This window comes from Alicyclobacillus sp. ALC3 (assembly GCF_028751195.1).
GTDB lineage: Bacteria > Bacillota > Bacilli > Alicyclobacillales > Alicyclobacillaceae > Alicyclobacillus_L.
This window is the reverse complement of the sequence record NZ_CP066784.1, coordinates 2,425,526-2,442,114: the sequence shown is the minus strand read 5'-3', so window position 1 is coordinate 2,442,114 and position 16,589 is coordinate 2,425,526. Positions and strand designations below refer to the sequence as shown.

The following is a 16,589-nucleotide window of genomic DNA, read 5'->3' as shown; positions in this document are numbered from 1 at the left end:
GGATTAGGACAACAGACACCGTCAGCCTGTGGACAAAATGGCGCAGCAGTAACAGTCAATGGTCGATTAATCAGCCATATTCGAGTCCGAGCTGATATGGTACAAGACATCATAAGTACAAGAGATTATAAAGTGCTCGTCCCCATCAATTGCTCTCGACGCGGCGAAATGTCCACTCCCCCTACAGACAATCCCATACCATAACGGTTATGGAATGTGCGTTTGCCCAATGGGTCCTTACTTATGATAAAATCGTGTTTTGAGGAGGGTTATCATGCAAGGAGTTTCACCAAGTCAAAATTACATAGATGTCGAGAAGAAGATGCGACAAGTGGTCAAAGAGGATTTTATGGGAGGCGCATTTTTCAAACATCTCCTTCAAGGGGCATATACCCTCTCCCAAATTAAGTACTTTGCCATCCAATATTCCTACTACAGCAGACACTTTCCGCGAGTCTTAGGCGCAGCCATTTCTGCCATGCCGCCTGTAGATACATGGTGGGTGCCATTAGCTGACAACCTCTGGGATGAAGCTGGGCGTGGGTTAAAAGGCAAGTCACATGAGCAACTCTATAAGACATTTCTCTTCTCCGTGGACCCTGATATTACTGTAGATCACCAAGGGGTACCAACCGCACCAATGTCCTTGGCTGTCAGTGAGGCGATCGATACCTTTATTCAGTTCTTCCGTAACGCGACTCCTTTGCAAGCGATGGCAGCCGTTGGGCTGGGTTCTGAAATGTTCGCCGGAGAAGTTATGGGTATGATTTCCAAAGGTTTGCAACATCCATCTTATAATCAGCAGCAAAAGCTAAACGTTCTCTTCTGGGACGTTCATGCAGATGAACATGAACCACACCACTACCAACTGTGTAAAGACATTCTTGCCCAATACACTTCACCGGACGATTTAAATATTATGCTCGACACCGGACGTGAAATCGCGCGTTCTGAGGCAGTCATGTACGCGAAACTTCATGAGGAAATGATCCGAATCAAAGAGTAAAACCTCAGGATATTCAACGTCTGCCTCTGTACCGCTTGATCGCTTCCTCGGTCACTGGCGCGGAGAAGTTGACGAGGATTGCCGTCGGGATCGCGAAACACCTTAGAACGGTCCCCCTAGGGTATCGTGGTCGCTTCCTGTACCCGCACGCCAACAAGAGGCATCAAGCCCATGTACTCGACGTCGACTTTGCCGACGAGGAAAAATGTCTATTCTAGAGCATGCAAAGGTACCAGCACTTGATTCTGTCCGTTTGTGGACATGTCACTGTCCAACTTCGTTTTCGAGTTCCTTGACAAAACTCTGCACGCGCTCCTTAATGGCATCCCGGACTTCTCGAAACTTGTTCATGACCTGCTCTTCGGTCCCCACTGCTCGCGCCGGGTCTTCAAATCCCCAGTGCAAGCGTTTCACGTGGGTGGGCGTCACCGGGCACTTGTCATACGCATCGCCACATAAGGTAATGGCATAATCCGAATGGTTCAATACGTCGGTGTCAATTAAGTCCGACGTATGATTGGACATATCTATTCCAGCTTCTTGCATCACTTGTATGGCTTTGGGATTCAGACTATGTGCTTCGATGCCGCCACTCAGTACGGTTACCTTGTCCCCAGCAAAATGATGTGCCCACCCCTCGGCCATTTGTGAACGGCACGAATTTCCCGTGCAAATAAAGTAAACAATCGGTTTCTCCAAAACCCATCTCTCCTTGGACACAAATTTCGGATGGCATCCAATCGTGTCACAAATTTTCAGTTGGAATATCCAGTTCCTATAAGGTGCACTGCACCCGCAATCCTTTCGACTTTAATAGCTCAATCTCATTCTCTACATGGGGCAAGCTGTCTACAATATTCTGCAGTAACGAGAACTTTGTGTGGTCCACGGAATAGTAGACCCATTGTGCTGTTTTGCGTTCTTTGACCAATCCTGCTTGCTTCAATTTCCGCAGGTGTTGTGAGACCGCAGGCTGAGACATGTCAAAAATGGCAACGAGTTCACATACACATAGCTCTTCAAGCTCTAACAGCGCGAGCATGTGTAGCCTAGTTTTATCGGCGAGGGCCTTGTATACTTCTGCTAATTCTTCAAATGTGCCGGTCAATAGATTGTGCACCTCCATTCACGACAGAGCAAGGAGTCTCAACTCCATGTTCATCATTTCGCTCAAATTACTTCTTATTCCGTAACTTCAAGGGCTCTTCCTAAGGAACCACGTCGCACGATGTGCCATACTCCCTTAGAACGTTAAGACGGTATATCCTTCCCGAGCGTACCGGGAGAAAGCATCACGAGCAAATTCTAAGTTAATGCTGTATTTAGCAGCTGGATTCGTCAATCCCCAGTTATTTACTTGATTCGAGCAAGCTCCAACGACCAGACCTGCTTCCTGTAGTTCAGTCAAAATCTTGTCTACTTCTGGCGGTACGGATTCGAGTAACTTTACGGCCCCCGTAAACAAGAAGACCTCCACCGCATCAATCTGATTCTCTTCCTTCGCGTCGAAAATCCGCTTGGCTACATGCATTCCCGATGTTACTTTATCTTTTTGATCCCATCCAGAGTTAATCACAATCGCAATTTTTCCGCTCATTGTATAGCCTCCTTCGTTTTTTCAATGATTTCATTGGCGAAGCGTGTCAACAGGTCCGCGCCAATGATTTCATCGTCTTGCAAGGTCGCAACAGCAATGGTTCGGTTAGTGTTGCGTTGTTTCAACCGGTCAATGTGCCCCATTTGTGATTCAAGACGCTTACCAAACAAGCGACTGGTCGCAGCCTCTTCAGGAAGTACCTGATTCACTACAATGCCTTGCGTGTAAATGTGAGTTCGTTCCAAGTCTGCAATCGCTCGCTCCATTTCTGCAATGGGCGTCGATTCCGGCAACGTGACGAATAACATCCCTGTTTCTTCTTCATCCTGTAACGTGCGGATCGCTGTATTCATCCGAGCCAATTGGGCATCGTCCAAAGCCGCCGTTTCCGCCGTAAAGGCATCCTTATACTCGAGCTCTTTTTCGTAATCCCAAGACAACTGCAGAAGGCGGACGGTGTGGCCCGTCGGGGCAGTATCAAACACCGTCACATCAAACTCGTCACTCAAAACGTAATCAAGAAACTCCTGAAAGACAGCCACTTCTTCTGTGCACGGAGAATTCAATTCCTCACTGACGCGTTCGACAGTCTCGGTGTCTTGAAACTGATGTTCCAGCGAGTTCAGGACTTGGTTACGGTAGGCGTCAAACGCCACCTTTGGGTCAATTCGTACTAGCCATAGATTTGAGCTAGAAATTTGACGTGGGACTGACGTGACCGTCTGACCGAATACGTTCCCGATGTGAGCCGCAGGGTCGGTGGTCACAAGCAACGTTTTGAAGCCTTGATCCGCTGCAAACAGCGCCGTTGTGGACGCGAGCGTCGTCTTTCCGACGCCCCCTTTTCCAGCCAGGAAAATTCTTCGGCGCTTTCCGCGACGAGGCAGAAGTAAATCGGCAGGCAACGTATCATAGTTGAATGGCATGTTGTAAATCCCTCCCGACTTGCTCCAACATCGCGATCCCCTTGACCTCGTCTGCATAGAGAGGCATGTACCCTATCGAACCCGCAAAGCGAGACCTCAAGTCCTGAATAAACGGTTCTTGCTTCTGCCACCTTCGACCGGAATAGGGGTGAGTACGTTCGTCTTCCGGAATCACCCCGTTCACAATCGCGATCTGATTGGAAATCTCCAGTTTCTGTAGTTCACCCGCCGAACGCAGCATCTCATCCATCGGCAGTCGGGCAGGCTGTGTGACAAACACAAACGTGGTTGTATCCGGGTCTTGCAGCGCGCGCACCGCGTTGTCGTATTGTTCCTTAGAGGCCGCAAGGGCATCCACACTGCCAATACACGTTTGCCCACTTCCCTGTGCGCTTTCCTCAATGTGCAAACTCCAACTGCTCGGCAATTCCAGCAAGCGCAGTGTGTGGCCCGTGGGTGCCGTATCAAACACCACCCATTCGTAGTCGGGCTGATGCATGCAAGCGATGAACTGGTCAAAAGTCGCGATTTCCTCCGTACAAGGCCCACTCATCTTTTCTTCGGCTGCCCGCACAAACTCGTCCGGAAATAACTCTCGAAGAGGTGCCAAGGCCCGGTCTTTATAGGTCTGGAGGGCTTGATTCGGGTTAATCTCCTGAATGAACAAATACGGGACCCCTTGAACCGCTCGGGCTTCGAGACCCACTTCTTGCCCAAACACGTCTCCTAAGTTCGAAGCCGGATCTGTCGTGACCAACAACGTCCTCGCGCCTTGCTTCGCTAACATGACGGCTGTAGCGGAAGAAAGTGAAGTCTTTCCGACACCACCTTTCCCTGAAAAGAAAAGATACCTGGTCATGATTAGGACTCCCTTGTTGCAAACAATTCGTCCATTTGCGGATAGCGACCCATGGTTCGAATTTCCCCATCCACAGTGACTATCGGTAACACTGTCAAGCCTTGCTTCAACATGGTTTCATATACGTGCTTGTTCGAAGTGAAGGCTGCCGAATCCCGGCTCAGCATGTGACGAGCCACGCTGTGGCCGTCCGTCTTGAGCTTCTCCACCATCTCACCTACGCGAATTAATTCTGGGTCTGGAGAGGTACCACACACCCCGGTAGAGCAACACATGTCTGGATCAAAAAAGTCTATTTTCATTCCCGATTCCTCCTCGTCCATACCTTTATTGGGAGCTACAGCTTCCCGAGCCACACCTTTATGACGAACCTTCCGTACATCCCACAGCCACGGCAGCCGCTACCTGAAGCAGTTCCTGTGTGAGTTCATTCACTCCCAATCGCCATCTTTGTAGTTGCATATAAAAATATACTTATATACTATGCGACGAAAACTCATTTTGCAAGACCAGTCGGAAAGAACCTTTCTTGTCGCGGACGATTTTTGAAACACTGCTGCCCAATAGCGACAATTCAGAGCCGCCAATAGGAGCCAATATTCATGCACGTCGTGGTGAAGTCCCTTAGCACAATCGCTCCAAATTGATTACCGCCACCGGGACACCATCATGGTGCTCTGTGCTTCACCACTAAACCTCCCCACATGAGCAATGGAGGCAATAGGATTTCGAAGACAAGAAGAAAGTGGTTGGTCAAAATCACTGCATTGAAATGGCGCGCAATATTCTCAAGCGGTGCCAAATAACCGTTCCACAGCGTTAAAGTGGGTCCGTATGGAGGACTCGAAACCGTGTCTAACGGAAAACCAATCAGTAAAGGTACGACACCGACTGACATAAGGTCGTGGAATCTGGTTCGTTGCCTAGTCAGCCAAAATGCTGCCGAAAAGGCGTATGCTATTAAACAGATTAAGCAAATCATCAGGTTTAAGCTAATTGCTAAATCAACAGCCCTACTGATTAAAGGTGACACAATGTAGGAGAGTAGCGACGCACCAATCGATATCACGAAAGTAAGAAGAATTGATCTCCAAATATTCGACCACACTTCTCTACACCTCCAACCTGACTGCTGACAAAAGCAAGTTGTTGGTTTCTTCTATTCGTTTATTAAGAAGAGTTGCTCGTTTCATTTCCATGATACACCAAAAAGGCACAGCGTGCCCTTGCCGCAAACAAAGACACCCCGTCAACTACCCATTGACAGCTCATTTAATCGGATGTACGCATCTTCAGTTTTAGCTGCAGCTTCGTCGACGAAGACTGCAAAAAAGGAAGAGCGGCGCCCAAAGGTCGTCGCCGCTCAGTGGGGAGACGTGCTTCACCTTACTTCACCGGTGTCATCGCTTGCACGCCCACGTTCGACGTCGCCGCGTACATCACGCCGTGGGACTGTGTGAGATAGATGACAGGGCCGAGCGCCTGCGCATTGTGTTCCTGCTTCAACTGTCCGTTTTGGTACACCCACACGCCCTCGCCGGTGCCAACGTACAGGACGCCGTGGACACTTTGCAGACAGGTCACACCCCCAGCCACGGCACCAGCCGGCCAGTTACCGACCCCTTTCCACGTCCCAGCCGTGTAGGACCACAGAGTCTGGTTGGTGTTCCCCCCGCTGCCGACGTACAACACGCCGTTATTTACAGCCATCGCCGTTATGGACTTCGGAGACCCTTTGATGAAGCTCCACTGGCCGTGTGCGTACTGGTAGATGCCGGACTCCGTTCCCGCGTACTGCTTCCCATTGACAGCAAGCAGCACCGTCACTTGGCTCGGAACGCCTGGTTCCGGCGACCACTGGTTGTTCCGATACACCCAAACACCTTGATTTGTCTGCGGATACCTCGTCCCCGTCTGCACTCCGCCGTACAGTTGTCCATTGCCGACCGTGAGTACATCCATATTCTTCGGCGTGTTTGCGAAGTGCTGCCACGCACCTCCCTGATACGCCCATACCCCGTCCTGACTCGCTGCAAACAGTTGTCCGTCAAACGATGCCAGGGCGGCCGTCCCCGTTGGCGTCCCGAACAACAAGTTCCACGCCCCGCTGCGGTACGCGAAGATTCCAGAGAACGTGTTCGCATACAGTGTCCCGTTCACTCGGGCAAGGCTCAACGCGTAGTTGGGGGAGAATGTTTTACCGACATGTGACCACGCATGTGTCCGACTGTGATATGCGTAGATATCGTTGCTGCTGTACAGGGACCCGGCATACAGCACGCCGTTCATGTGCAACAGCGTCGTGGTGGCGAAGTTTGCCCCGGGCAGTACGGTCCACGCGCCGTTATTATACTGCCACACGCGGTTGTTGCCTTGGCCTCCCCAGCTACTCACGTACAAGACGCCTGCCATCACGTCGAACATCACCACTTGTGTCGGAGCTCCCTGCAGTTTTGTCCACGTTCCCTTCTTGTCCATCCAGACCGCTCCCGGCGAGCTTACATATGTCGCACTCTGCGTGACGTAGACACTGATGATGTCCGATGGCGCGCCGGCCACAGGCGACCAAGTCTTTTGATTTAACGTCCACAGCCCGTGGTTTGACTGGCTCGTGGCGGCAGCGTACAGCAGCCCGTTTGCGACCACCAGCGATTGGACGCCCGATGGTGCGTTCGCCATCACTTTCCACTTACCGCCAACCAGGCGGTAGAGCTTCTGCACGGTCGTCGCGTACAGCGTCCCTTGATACTGCGCAATGCCGACAATTCCATTCGGTGCCCCTGGAAGCCGCATCCATGTCCCACCTCTGTATTCCCAAACCCCACTCGTATTCGCCGCGTACATCGCTGTGCTCGTACTCTGCAGGCTCTTCACACTCATCGGTGACCCCTTCATCAGATGCCACTTGCCGCCATGGTAAAACATCACGTCAAGTGCGGTGGCGGCGTACAAGACACCATTCCTCTCGGCCATTGCTCGGACACCGCCCGCTGTTTCTCCGACGGAGCCAACCGCTGACCACTGTCCCGGCTTCACCTTTGCAGCAGACGGCCCGGTCGAACGGTTCGCAGCGGTCACCGGCTTCCCGGCTCCCACCCCGCTATAATGGACAATCCCGGCCACAGCCCCCACTACCACGACTGCACCGGCGACGGCTGCCGCGACGGCTCCCGCACTCCTTCGCTTTCTGCGCGGCTTTGTACTGTGCTGCTGCGCGGGCCTCATTTCCCGGGAGACCGCTTCCCACGCCTCGTCGTATTCCTGTGCCGGCATGATGATTTCTCTCAAGGATTCAAACGGCTCAATCACGTCTCTGTCTTCCGTCACGATTGTGTCACCTCCACACCCAGACCCATAATCTGGCGAAGTTCCGCAATGGCGCGCTGGTCCGTCGTTTTGACTTTGCTCTGCGTCCACCCGAGCACTTGCGCGGTCTCTTCGACGGAGTGTTGCTGCACGTGCCGCAAGACGAACACCTGGCGGTACGTGTCGCGCAGCTGCGCTAGGGCTGCTTGTAACATCATCCGCATTTCGACCGGTCCTAGGCCATCCGATCGCCACCCGTCCTGAACGAGACAAACCAGGACCATTTGTTCCGTTTTCTTCTTCCGAGTCAAATCGATCATGTAGTTGCGCGCGATGCCAATCAGCCAGGTTTTTTCACTCGATTCACGGCAAAAGGAGCCCCATGACCGAAATGCGCGCAAAAAGACTTCTTGCACCACATCTTTGGCAACCCCGCCGTCGCTCAGGTTCAGCAGCGCATACCGGTATATGTCATGAGCGTACCGCTCGTACAGTAACTCGATTGCCTCTTCAACGCCGCCTGGGCTACTCAATGTTCGCTCACCACGTCATCCCCTTCACACATTAGACGTGCGCCAACAGAATCGGACACACCGCTGCCAGTTCATTTGGATAGAAACTTCTCGCTGAAAGACTAGTTTCCTGTTCACTCTGGTAATAATATCAATATTTTGGGGATAACACTGTGGCTCTACAGTTTGAGGAGGCCGGCCGGATCGAATACACAAGCGGGTGCTGAAGCAGGGCCAGTCGGTTCGGGGGGGAGTGAACAGTCTCTCCGTCTCGCCTCTCACCCAGTTATTGAGAACAGGACGTAAGCCATGTCATTATAGTCATCGTTGAGTATTTTGGCCAAAACGGTCTACAATGCTGCCGATTAGTCAATTGTGACGAATTATCTGTGACTATATAGGGAGAGGGGAGAGTCAAGCTGTCCAAGGCAGTAGGCAAGGTTCAAGTGCGGCCCTTACCATTCTCGCAATCGTCTCGCGCAGCAAATCGCGGACGGTTCGCTAGATGAGGGTCAGCGAGGTCCATCTTCCAATGAGTTGGCGACATACTATCAGATTAACCCAACCACAGCGGTGAAGGGAATCAACCTCCTCGTTGAACAAAGTCTGTTGACGAAAGATCGCGGCATCGGCATGTTCGTGACTACCGGAGCCCGCGAGCGCATACTCCAACTGCGACGTAGGCGCTTTGCCAAGGATTAGGGAGAGCCCCTTGTGCGTGAGGCCTGTCACACTTGGCCTGGACACTGATACTCTGATCGCGCTGATTCACGAGGCAGTGCGATCCCAAGGAGGGACCGAGAAGTGACGACAAACGTGATTGCTGTGTCCGAAGTTACGCGTCGGTATGGCCAGAAAAGGGCGTTGGACGACGCGTCGTTTGCGTTCATACTGCGTTACTGGCGGTGGGGCTGGCCGTGGTTTATGGGGGTGTCTTGGTGGTATTGCAAGTCATCGAGAACGTGACCAACGGATGGGGAATCGCCCTAGAGGGTCTCCCTGTGCCCATTTCTGTTTAACGCAGTATCCGAGACAACACGTTTTCGGAGTCCATTAAGCAGGTGGATTTTCGACACCCAAATTAACCCAATCTTCTTTCGGTGGTCCATAAACACCATAGGGCTTGAGTCCCGCCTGACGGATAAGAATTGTTGCTTGTCCTCGATGATGAACAATATGTTTAATGAGCCCCATGAGAATCGTAGCATTTGACTCTTCTCTTCCGAACGCATTCTGTACCTGGCTTAGAGACTCATCTGTCCACTGCTGTTCAATGGCCTGAGACGCTTCGGCACTTACCTTGTCGAAGCTTGCGGCAATTTCTTGAGCTGACGTTGGAACATCTTGCCCATTGACAAGTGTATTGACCTTGAGGCCAAAATGCGCCAGATACTCTGGGATGCTAGTCGTAATGTGCCACACTATTCTCCCCAATGTACGACCTTCAGGATATACTTTCTGTTTCAAAGACTCATCGGTCAAGCCATCCAGAACTTCTTGTGTGAGCATGGCTTCTCGATTCCATTCCTTCATAAAGTCTGCAATCGTCACATACACACAGCATTCCTCCACATAAAATGTCTTAGGACGCTAACGATACGCCCCTGGCACAGACTTTCCTTACGCGAAGTCTGTTAACAGTGCTCGAAGTTCCGCGATCATCGCATCTTGATATCTTGCTACATCATGATACAATGCACCAATTTTGCGGTACACGTATGAAATGTGCTCCTTGTACTCTGGGGACTGGCGGTCTGGATGATCGCGCTTGAACTGATCCATGACAGCTTGAATATAAGCGGGACGTGGTCCCCACTTTCCAACAACGTCTCCGGCGCCATTCACCAACAAGGCGATAGGTTGTGCTCTCCCGCCGTCTATCAGAAACAGGTCCACTGTATCCGGATGCTCCTCCATAGGCAGGACTTCTGTTGCTATGCCCGCTTGCTCCATGACCCGAAATAGCACTGGCACATTCCAAATGACGTCCGGGCACCAATCCGTACCAAGAATGAGACAGTGAATGCCTGACTTCTGCGTCAGTTCGGAGAAGAAGCGCTCATCGCTCTGATGATGCCAGTTAAAGTGGTCGTAGTTCTGGAGGAATTGTGCTTTCGTATCAGGGATATTACTGAGTTCCATAGTCAAAGTGTGCATTCCGTCCATGAATTGCTGAGGTGATATACCCCGCCCCACTTCATGCTTCAGGTTTATTTTCTCTGTCACGTTGCAGCGTCCTTTCTGCGAAAGATATACATACTATAGACGAACGCTGCCTGCATAAAACGGTCAGTTTGGGATAGTTTTTAGTGGTCAGATGAAAGTCAACAAGAACGACGCTTTCTGACCCCTTCAGCGAGATGGATGCCTCGAATCGTAAGTCCCACGCCCCCAATATGATGAATGCTTTCGTACAGGATGATTTGCAAGCCGTGGAGGACTTAACTCGTGCCCAAGTGAAGCGAGTTGCTCCCGTCGTATAACCCGTTCACTGCTTATACACTAAGTGTCCCTGGTTGTCGTAGGCTTTGACCGTCGGGGAACCGTTTGGAATCGGATTACCGCTTGAACCGAATTCAACATATCCAAACGCTCCATTAGTGATTGGCACATTTACGCCACCCCCTCCTGTTCGAACAACCTCCACTCGTGTGATTGACCGATTGACGATAAGCCCTGCCATAAACTCATAACTAACCTGAGCAGGCGTGTTTGTATTAAAACCAGCACCACCGGATGCCTCAATCGTATAGACGGGGAACCTCTTCGCTATGGCAGAGACAGAGATTGTGGATGGCGTATTGTCGAGCTGGGTGACCTCCCATTTATCTGTCCCTGTTTTGAGTGCCAGGACATCTGCAATCCCAGGTTTTCCGTTTGCCAGATATGTGACGAACGCGAACCCGTATTTATTGTCTAGCACTTGACTCCAGCGAATTGCAAGGTCCGAAATTTTATTGCTCGCTGGCAGTGACGCTAATGCTTGATTAGACCCGGCTGGAACCGTAGCAGATGAACTATTACTCGACAATGGGTAACGCTCAAGATACTTTTGCAATGTATTACGAAACGAAGATGTGTCCATAGGAGTTGATGTAACAGAATTCGAATTGATGGCAACAGCGAATGTCCCGGTTCCGTGAGATCCCGTAGTAGACACGTGAAGTGAAGTCAACATCACAGCCACAATGGCTACCCCCGCCACTGCGGCACCGATACCACCCACCGCACTGCTAGGTCGTTTCCCACCATGCCTAGTTCGCTTGGCTCTGCTCTCACCCATCTTGTCTTGAATTTTATGCCACAAATCAGACTTATCTACAGGCGATAAATCGATCTGTGAGATGACGGATAGTCTATCAAGAAGATCATCATTCATCAGGGTGCCCCCTTTTCATTGCCATCGTCTAAGATTCCACGTAGTCGTTTGAGCGCTCGTTGAGTAGTCGTGGTAACCTTACTTTCTGACCAACCAAGGGCACGGGCTGTATCCTCCACGGACATGTTTTCAATGTGGCGAAGAAACACGACTTGACGGTAGGAATCCTTCAAACGAGATAGCGCGTCCTCGATTATGACAACCGTTTCGGCTTCAGTCTCTCCGCTGCGAAGGTATGGCGGTTCATAGTTTCTCAACAGCGCCAATTCGCGCTTTCGCTTGCCGTACATATCATTGACACAGTTTCGGACAATGGAGATAAACCAAGTTTTAGGGTTCGATTCCTGCCGAAACCCCTGCCACGAGCGAAATGCGCGTAAGAAAGTTTCCTGAACAACATCCTTGGCATCACAATCGCTGGAAAGCATTATTCGTGCAAATCGGTATACGTCACCAGCATATTTTTCATATAAGACCTGAATGGCATCTTGCGCCTCGTCGTGATCGCCCATATGCCCCTGACCACCTCGATTCACTTGTTTAGACTGCCGAAGCTGAGAATTCATCACACTTGGTGGTCAAAGCTGACAAAAATGTGCTGCTCACGCGACGGAGCAAGACTTTCTTCGCCGATTTCCGGAAAAACTCCCTTGTCGACATGATCAAAAACACCTTTATGCATGGAATGTGTTTCCATAAATAAAGGTGCCCTTCGAATAGCTCTGTTCTTTTTCTGCCCCACTTCTGCAGGAAGAACGCATACATGGACAGACCCGCAAACATTCACATCTCTAAGGGGATGCTTTATATTACTAATAATTTCTAAACAAAGAGGAAATTCTCCCGGTATAATTGTATATGTATTCTAAATTAATCAGATGAAGGCAACCTTCCCGCTAACGCAACGAGCGCAGTGCCTCGCCCAGTGCTTGTTCATACAGTGACTCGCTAGTTGTGACAGGCACACACTCTCATTCCTTACGGGGCATTCATCATCTCATCGTTTCTTACGAACGAAGCGAACCCCCAATAACACCGCAGCAATCGCAGTGACGATCAGACTTACCGACAATGACGTTCTCAGCAACTCTAATACGTATTCACGTAGAGATACCACATAGCCAGAGCCAGTAAAATTGCTGTGGTAATAGGTTGGAACATAGAGGATACACAGAGACAGTGTGACGAGGAACGTGTAGAGCCATGTCTTGACAAGGATTCTTTCCATGGTGAACCTCCAATAACTGTTGTTTTAATTGCCGAACCCGTATTGCACATAGCTACCCGTAAGCAACAGAAACATCAACCTACATGAACGCATAATCATGCAACGTGCACAGCCAAATGCCACTCAACTCAAGCCCCTGAAAGTTGACTACGGGTTCTGCATTGGTGCTCAAAAGCCCCCTGAACCAATTACGTAGACAGCTCTTTCAGCATCTTCCCGTTTTACATAGATTTCGTATTCGGTAACCGATTGCCATCTCCCGGTATGAAATTGTTAGTGTTTAGATCCCCCAAACCCGTCATCCCAGGAGTCTTTGTGTGATAGTAGATGCCAGCTGTAACGCGGTACAGGTCCTGGTCACTCAGTGCGACATATACGGAGACCTTCCTACGCCGGAACAAACCTCCTACCGATCGCCAGAAAGACATTGCGGCGGCCTCCTTTACTGGCTCTTGGCGCGCGTACTCGGGTTTAGCATGTGGATGTGTTATGTCCAATTGGTGAGCACACTGAACTACCTGCCGTCTACTACCATAATGCACCGGTTGAGTGACCCTTATATCAAGCACAGGCGGCTTGTTTGTTGCATTTATGGACCCTTATGCGACATAAGAGAGTTTCCGTTCTACGCCTATTTTCGTCTCACCGCTACGAGGAAACCAGGAAAGAAAACAATAATTCCAATAAATTCCTCTGTCCGTGTTATAATTGTTATAATCTGATGCCGTGGAGGAGACATTGATGGAAGTGAGAAAGGTGTTCAGAGCTGGAAACAGTTTTGCGGTTTCGATTCCAGCCGACTGGGTTCGTGAAATGCGTCTGGAAGAACAACCTGTTGAGGTCACCCGTAACGAACGAGGGGAAATCGTGCTTCGCCCAATTACGTCCTCAGCTTCTGACATCTCACCGAAGTTTTACGAGGCAGTTGACCGGTTCGTGACCGAATACGGAGATATTCTTAAAGGGCTGGCAAATCGATGAGGTTTCTGACCGTCGAAGAGGTCCTCTACATTCATTTCCAAATGATTGACCGCTTCGGAGGACTGCATGGCGTACGGGATAGCGGTGAGCTTGAATCAGCTGTCGCACGCCCTCAAACAACAGTGTTCGGAAGCGATGCGTATCCAACTGTAATTGAGAAAGCATCGTCCATGTTTCACTCGTTGATACTCAACCACCCATTTCAAGACGAGAACAAGCGGACTGCGTTTGCAGCTGTAGGCTTGTTTCTACAGTTAAACTGGATTTCTATTACCGGTGTGCACCGAGAGATTGAGGATTTCGTCGTTCGCGTCGGCGAGGAACATTTGTCCGTGGACGACATTGTAGATTGGCTTTTAAGTCATACCAACGACATGAATTAGAGCCGAAATGTGATCGAAGTGAATCCAGCTTTCTCACCGCCACAATTACAATTTTTCTGTTTAACGCAGTATCGTAGGCTGCACGTTTTCGGAATCCAGTTTTCCTGTAACGTGGTACAGGTACTGGTCACTCAGTGCAACATATACGGAGACCTCCCTACGCCGGAACAAACCTCCTACCGATCGCCAGAAAGACATTGCGGCAGACCTCCTTTACTGGCTCTTGGCGCGCATACTCGGGCTTAACATGTGGATGTGTCATGTCCAAGATAATACATGTCCCTTCTCCGAATCAGGAACAATGCCGACAGTGCACCGACAGCAAGAAAACCGCTTGCCCATAGCAACATGTCCGTCATGCCGTGAATAAAGGCAATCCTCACAGCTGTCTGTACGTCGGGGAAAAATGGAGAGCGGGCGTAGGGATTTGGCTGATTGGGATTCGTCTTCAATCCGGTACTGGCTGCAATCGTTCCCGCCTTTTGGAGGCCAGCGATAATTTGTGTTTTTACCGCGGCGCTCAGGTGCGGCAAATGCAGAGCCAAAATTTGATTCTCAATGTAGATGTTATAGCAATCGGTAAGCATCGCCCCGAGGAACGCGATTCCAAATGAGATGCCAATCTGCCGACTGACATTGTTGACCCCTGAGGCCATACCTGATCGTCTCGGGTCGATAGTTCCCAACGCAACAGAAGAGCAAGTTGACATCATTGGCGATGTACTGGATAGAAAGGTGGAATTTCAAAGCATCCCTAAAGATATAGCCAGACAGTACATGACACAACACATGCCTGAAGACATTGTGGATGGTCTGTTTGATCTGATGGTCGGGTCGAGAATCCAACCTCAACCGGTGTTGGATACAGTCGAAGCCGTAACCGACAGACCGGCACATACGTTTTCTCAGTGGGTGAAGGAAAACGTTCAGGCATTCATGTGAGTCTGTATCGTCTACGTCGCCGACGCCCCGGGAAAACAGGCAGGACGCTGCCCGGGTTCGGCACAGCATAGAACACTGTTTGAAGTTGAGTTACGCTAGATTCGGCTGAACAACGTCACAGCATCAGAAGGAGAGTACTTATGACCCAAATTCGAGTTATGGTTTTTCCAGGGGCGCACAATCTACCGCTCTGGCTGATGGATTCAGTTGAAATAAAATACACGAAGTCGAGAGACCAGCAAATCGCGGCCATCCAGGATGGAGAAGTAGACGTGATTCATACGTCGCCGGATAACCTGTCATTGCCAGATGCAACCGGTCTTCATCCGTTTCTTTCCGGAACCGTCGGGCCATTGGAACTTGTCACGGTACAGAACGCGAAAGCGCAACACGTACTGGCGGTCGACAATCCGCACTCCGGCTTTGGTAGACTGGCCTATAAATGGCTGAGGGAAAACAGGCCGGATTTGTCATACGAAGTTGTGGCGGCGGGAGGAACACCGCAACGGTTTGAAGCTTTAAAAATAGGGCAGGCGACGATGGCGGTTATGCATCCACCGTTTACGGAGTTCTGCAAGCAAGCCGGGTACATTGTGATGGGGCGAGTCGACGTGGGTTATCCTACGCTTTGCGCTGCATGCCGCGAAGACATGGTTCAATCTGATGCTATACAAAACTATCGGCAGGCCTATGCCGACGTACTTCAGCAACTGGCTAACACCGAAGGGAGTTCGGTTGCCAGGGCGGTTTTAACGGAAAATCTGCCGGATATGGAGACAAAACTTCAGAACGAAATCGCTGAAGTAATGCGTCAAGAGGTCACAGCAGCTGGGGTGGATTTCGACCCAGAACTGCTTAGCAAACTCAACAGCCTTCCTCATTTTTGAAATCGACAGGAACGATTTATTAACTCTAGGTAAGACCAACTATCGAAAGAAGTCTCCGTAACTGATTCAATAGCAAAAGCACATTTCTTACACGGATATGATAGTGAAAATTCCTGCCCATGTGCGACACAAGCACACTGCCTGATCGACCACATGTTCAAACAGAATCAACGAAAAATCATTGCTACAGATGCACCAGCATTAGGGCTGCCTTCATTCCAGTCGATCCGGCGGTTAACGAACAAACGAATCACACAGCCGCAGGTTTTGCATGCCATCATCGACAGTTGCGCCTGATGAGTGCGCAAATCCCCTTCGAGGGATGGTTTTTTGACTCTTCCGTAACCCATTCCAGCGGAACTCACTACGCCACCTACAAATTCGGTGTTTACACAGTTCGGACAAGATTTTATTTGTTCCAATTGATTTGTTACATCCATCGGAACCGCTCCTCGTCGTTCTGTCGTTCTTCTGCTCCATAGCGTAATAGGCATGAGTCAAATGTGTTGCACTTACATGCATGGTACGCAGGATTCTGGGGACTCATCTTCCTCCGCAGCACCTGCCGCTAGGAGTGGGATGT

Annotated in this window: 20 protein-coding genes and 1 pseudogene; 6 read left to right on the top strand and 15 right to left on the bottom strand. The window is 50.4% G+C overall.

Going from position 1 to position 16,589, the window contains the following annotated elements:
* The first annotated feature begins 274 nt into the window (after positions 1–274).
* Complete coding sequence (locus JC200_RS11600; protein ID WP_274436409.1) at positions 275–1,006, top strand: iron-containing redox enzyme family protein; 732 nt, start codon at positions 275–277, stop codon at positions 1,004–1,006.
* A 264-nt stretch (positions 1,007–1,270) separates the two neighbouring features.
* On the opposite strand, the gene arsC is transcribed toward JC200_RS11600, so the two are convergent.
* From arsC to JC200_RS11560, 8 genes are all read right to left on the bottom strand, one after another.
* Positions 1,271–1,705, bottom strand: a complete 435-nt coding sequence (gene arsC, locus JC200_RS11595) for an arsenate reductase (thioredoxin) (RefSeq protein WP_274436408.1) — start codon at positions 1,703–1,705, stop codon at positions 1,271–1,273.
* A 76-nt stretch (positions 1,706–1,781) separates the two neighbouring features.
* Entirely contained in the window at positions 1,782–2,114 is a 333-nt protein-coding gene (locus JC200_RS11590; RefSeq protein ID WP_274436407.1) for an ArsR/SmtB family transcription factor, read from the bottom strand.
* Positions 2,115–2,249: 135 nt separating this feature from the next.
* Positions 2,250–2,603, bottom strand: a complete 354-nt coding sequence (locus tag JC200_RS11585; RefSeq protein WP_274436406.1) for a hypothetical protein — start codon at positions 2,601–2,603, stop codon at positions 2,250–2,252.
* Positions 2,600–3,529 carry an ArsA family ATPase gene (locus tag JC200_RS11580; RefSeq protein WP_274436405.1) on the bottom strand — a complete coding sequence of 310 codons (930 nt, stop codon included), beginning with the start codon at positions 3,527–3,529 and terminating at the stop codon, positions 2,600–2,602. Before JC200_RS11580 ends, JC200_RS11585 begins: the two co-directional genes overlap by 4 nt.
* Entirely contained in the window at positions 3,513–4,388 is an 876-nt protein-coding gene (locus tag JC200_RS11575) for an ArsA family ATPase (protein ID WP_274436404.1), read from the bottom strand. The genes JC200_RS11580 and JC200_RS11575 overlap by 17 nt, the downstream gene beginning before the upstream one ends.
* Positions 4,389–4,390: 2 nt before the next feature.
* A complete protein-coding gene (arsD, locus tag JC200_RS11570) occupies positions 4,391–4,690 on the bottom strand; it encodes an arsenite efflux transporter metallochaperone ArsD (protein ID WP_274436403.1) in 300 nt (99 codons plus the stop codon).
* A gap of 1,084 nt (positions 4,691–5,774) precedes the next feature.
* A complete protein-coding gene (locus JC200_RS11565; protein WP_274436402.1) occupies positions 5,775–7,715 on the bottom strand; it encodes a type III PLP-dependent enzyme domain-containing protein in 1,941 nt (646 codons plus the stop codon).
* Positions 7,712–8,227: an RNA polymerase sigma factor gene (locus JC200_RS11560; RefSeq protein ID WP_274436401.1), complete on the bottom strand. Its 516-nt coding sequence runs from the start codon at positions 8,225–8,227 to the stop codon at positions 7,712–7,714. Before JC200_RS11560 ends, JC200_RS11565 begins: the two co-directional genes overlap by 4 nt.
* A gap of 462 nt (positions 8,228–8,689) precedes the next feature.
* Here JC200_RS11560 and JC200_RS24460 point away from each other — a divergent pair.
* Positions 8,690–8,908: pseudogene (locus JC200_RS24460) on the top strand (GntR family transcriptional regulator); the annotation flags it as partial.
* A gap of 102 nt (positions 8,909–9,010) precedes the next feature.
* On the top strand, positions 9,011–9,172 hold the full coding sequence (locus JC200_RS11555) for a hypothetical protein (RefSeq protein ID WP_274436400.1): 162 nt from the start codon (positions 9,011–9,013) through the stop codon (positions 9,170–9,172).
* An 87-nt stretch (positions 9,173–9,259) separates the two neighbouring features.
* Here JC200_RS11555 and JC200_RS11550 read toward each other — a convergent pair whose 3' ends face one another.
* The 5 genes from JC200_RS11550 to JC200_RS11530 form a co-directional block, all read right to left on the bottom strand.
* Positions 9,260–9,763: a DinB family protein gene (locus JC200_RS11550; RefSeq protein ID WP_274436399.1), complete on the bottom strand. Its 504-nt coding sequence runs from the start codon at positions 9,761–9,763 to the stop codon at positions 9,260–9,262.
* Positions 9,764–9,826: 63 nt separating this feature from the next.
* Positions 9,827–10,432 (bottom strand): thioredoxin family protein, encoded by a 606-nt coding sequence (locus JC200_RS11545; protein ID WP_274436398.1) that lies wholly within the window; start codon positions 10,430–10,432, stop codon positions 9,827–9,829.
* A gap of 262 nt (positions 10,433–10,694) precedes the next feature.
* Positions 10,695–11,585 carry a hypothetical protein gene (locus JC200_RS11540; protein WP_274436397.1) on the bottom strand — a complete coding sequence of 297 codons (891 nt, stop codon included), beginning with the start codon at positions 11,583–11,585 and terminating at the stop codon, positions 10,695–10,697.
* Entirely contained in the window at positions 11,585–12,097 is a 513-nt protein-coding gene (locus JC200_RS11535; RefSeq protein WP_274436396.1) for an RNA polymerase sigma factor, read from the bottom strand. Before JC200_RS11535 ends, JC200_RS11540 begins: the two co-directional genes overlap by 1 nt.
* A 485-nt stretch (positions 12,098–12,582) precedes the next feature.
* Entirely contained in the window at positions 12,583–12,813 is a 231-nt protein-coding gene (locus JC200_RS11530) for a hypothetical protein (protein WP_274436395.1), read from the bottom strand.
* Between the two features lie 741 nt (positions 12,814–13,554).
* On the opposite strand from JC200_RS11530, the gene JC200_RS11525 reads away from it, so the two are divergent.
* The gene (locus JC200_RS11525; protein ID WP_274436394.1) at positions 13,555–13,794 is read left to right on the top strand and encodes an AbrB/MazE/SpoVT family DNA-binding domain-containing protein; all 240 of its coding nucleotides are present in this window, start codon (positions 13,555–13,557) and stop codon (positions 13,792–13,794) included.
* Positions 13,791–14,177: a type II toxin-antitoxin system death-on-curing family toxin gene (locus JC200_RS11520; protein WP_274436393.1), complete on the top strand. Its 387-nt coding sequence runs from the start codon at positions 13,791–13,793 to the stop codon at positions 14,175–14,177. The genes JC200_RS11525 and JC200_RS11520 overlap by 4 nt, the downstream gene beginning before the upstream one ends.
* A 242-nt stretch (positions 14,178–14,419) precedes the next feature.
* Here JC200_RS11520 and JC200_RS11515 read toward each other — a convergent pair whose 3' ends face one another.
* The gene (locus JC200_RS11515) at positions 14,420–14,833 is read right to left on the bottom strand and encodes an MFS transporter (protein WP_274436392.1); all 414 of its coding nucleotides are present in this window, start codon (positions 14,831–14,833) and stop codon (positions 14,420–14,422) included.
* 426 nt (positions 14,834–15,259) lie between these two features.
* Between JC200_RS11515 and JC200_RS11510 the strand changes: the two genes are divergently transcribed.
* Entirely contained in the window at positions 15,260–16,006 is a 747-nt protein-coding gene (locus tag JC200_RS11510) for a type 2 periplasmic-binding domain-containing protein (RefSeq protein WP_274436391.1), read from the top strand.
* 167 nt (positions 16,007–16,173) lie between these two features.
* Here JC200_RS11510 and JC200_RS11505 read toward each other — a convergent pair whose 3' ends face one another.
* Complete coding sequence (locus tag JC200_RS11505; RefSeq protein WP_274436390.1) at positions 16,174–16,446, bottom strand: hypothetical protein; 273 nt, start codon at positions 16,444–16,446, stop codon at positions 16,174–16,176.
* Positions 16,447–16,589 lie beyond the last annotated feature (143 nt).

Excerpts from the sequence above, each read along its gene's own strand:
- JC200_RS11600 (WP_274436409.1), top strand. The coding sequence starts at position 275 with ATGCAAGGAGTTTCACCAAGTCAAAATTACATAGATGTCGAGAAGAAG.
- JC200_RS11585 (WP_274436406.1), bottom strand. The coding sequence starts at position 2,603 with ATGAGCGGAAAAATTGCGATTGTGATTAACTCTGGATGGGATCAAAAA.
- JC200_RS11580 (WP_274436405.1), bottom strand. The coding sequence starts at position 3,529 with ATGCCATTCAACTATGATACGTTGCCTGCCGATTTACTTCTGCCTCGT.
- JC200_RS11575 (WP_274436404.1), bottom strand. The coding sequence starts at position 4,388 with ATGACCAGGTATCTTTTCTTTTCAGGGAAAGGTGGTGTCGGAAAGACT.
- arsD (WP_274436403.1), bottom strand. The coding sequence starts at position 4,690 with ATGAAAATAGACTTTTTTGATCCAGACATGTGTTGCTCTACCGGGGTG.
- JC200_RS11540 (WP_274436397.1), bottom strand. The coding sequence starts at position 11,585 with ATGAATGATGATCTTCTTGATAGACTATCCGTCATCTCACAGATCGAT.
- JC200_RS11535 (WP_274436396.1), bottom strand. The coding sequence starts at position 12,097 with ATGGGCGATCACGACGAGGCGCAAGATGCCATTCAGGTCTTATATGAA.
- JC200_RS11530 (WP_274436395.1), bottom strand. The coding sequence starts at position 12,813 with ATGGAAAGAATCCTTGTCAAGACATGGCTCTACACGTTCCTCGTCACA.
- JC200_RS11525 (WP_274436394.1), top strand. The coding sequence starts at position 13,555 with ATGGAAGTGAGAAAGGTGTTCAGAGCTGGAAACAGTTTTGCGGTTTCG.
- JC200_RS11520 (WP_274436393.1), top strand. The coding sequence starts at position 13,791 with ATGAGGTTTCTGACCGTCGAAGAGGTCCTCTACATTCATTTCCAAATG.
- JC200_RS11515 (WP_274436392.1), bottom strand. The coding sequence starts at position 14,833 with ATGGCCTCAGGGGTCAACAATGTCAGTCGGCAGATTGGCATCTCATTT.
- JC200_RS11510 (WP_274436391.1), top strand. The coding sequence starts at position 15,260 with ATGACCCAAATTCGAGTTATGGTTTTTCCAGGGGCGCACAATCTACCG.
- JC200_RS11505 (WP_274436390.1), bottom strand. The coding sequence starts at position 16,446 with ATGGATGTAACAAATCAATTGGAACAAATAAAATCTTGTCCGAACTGT.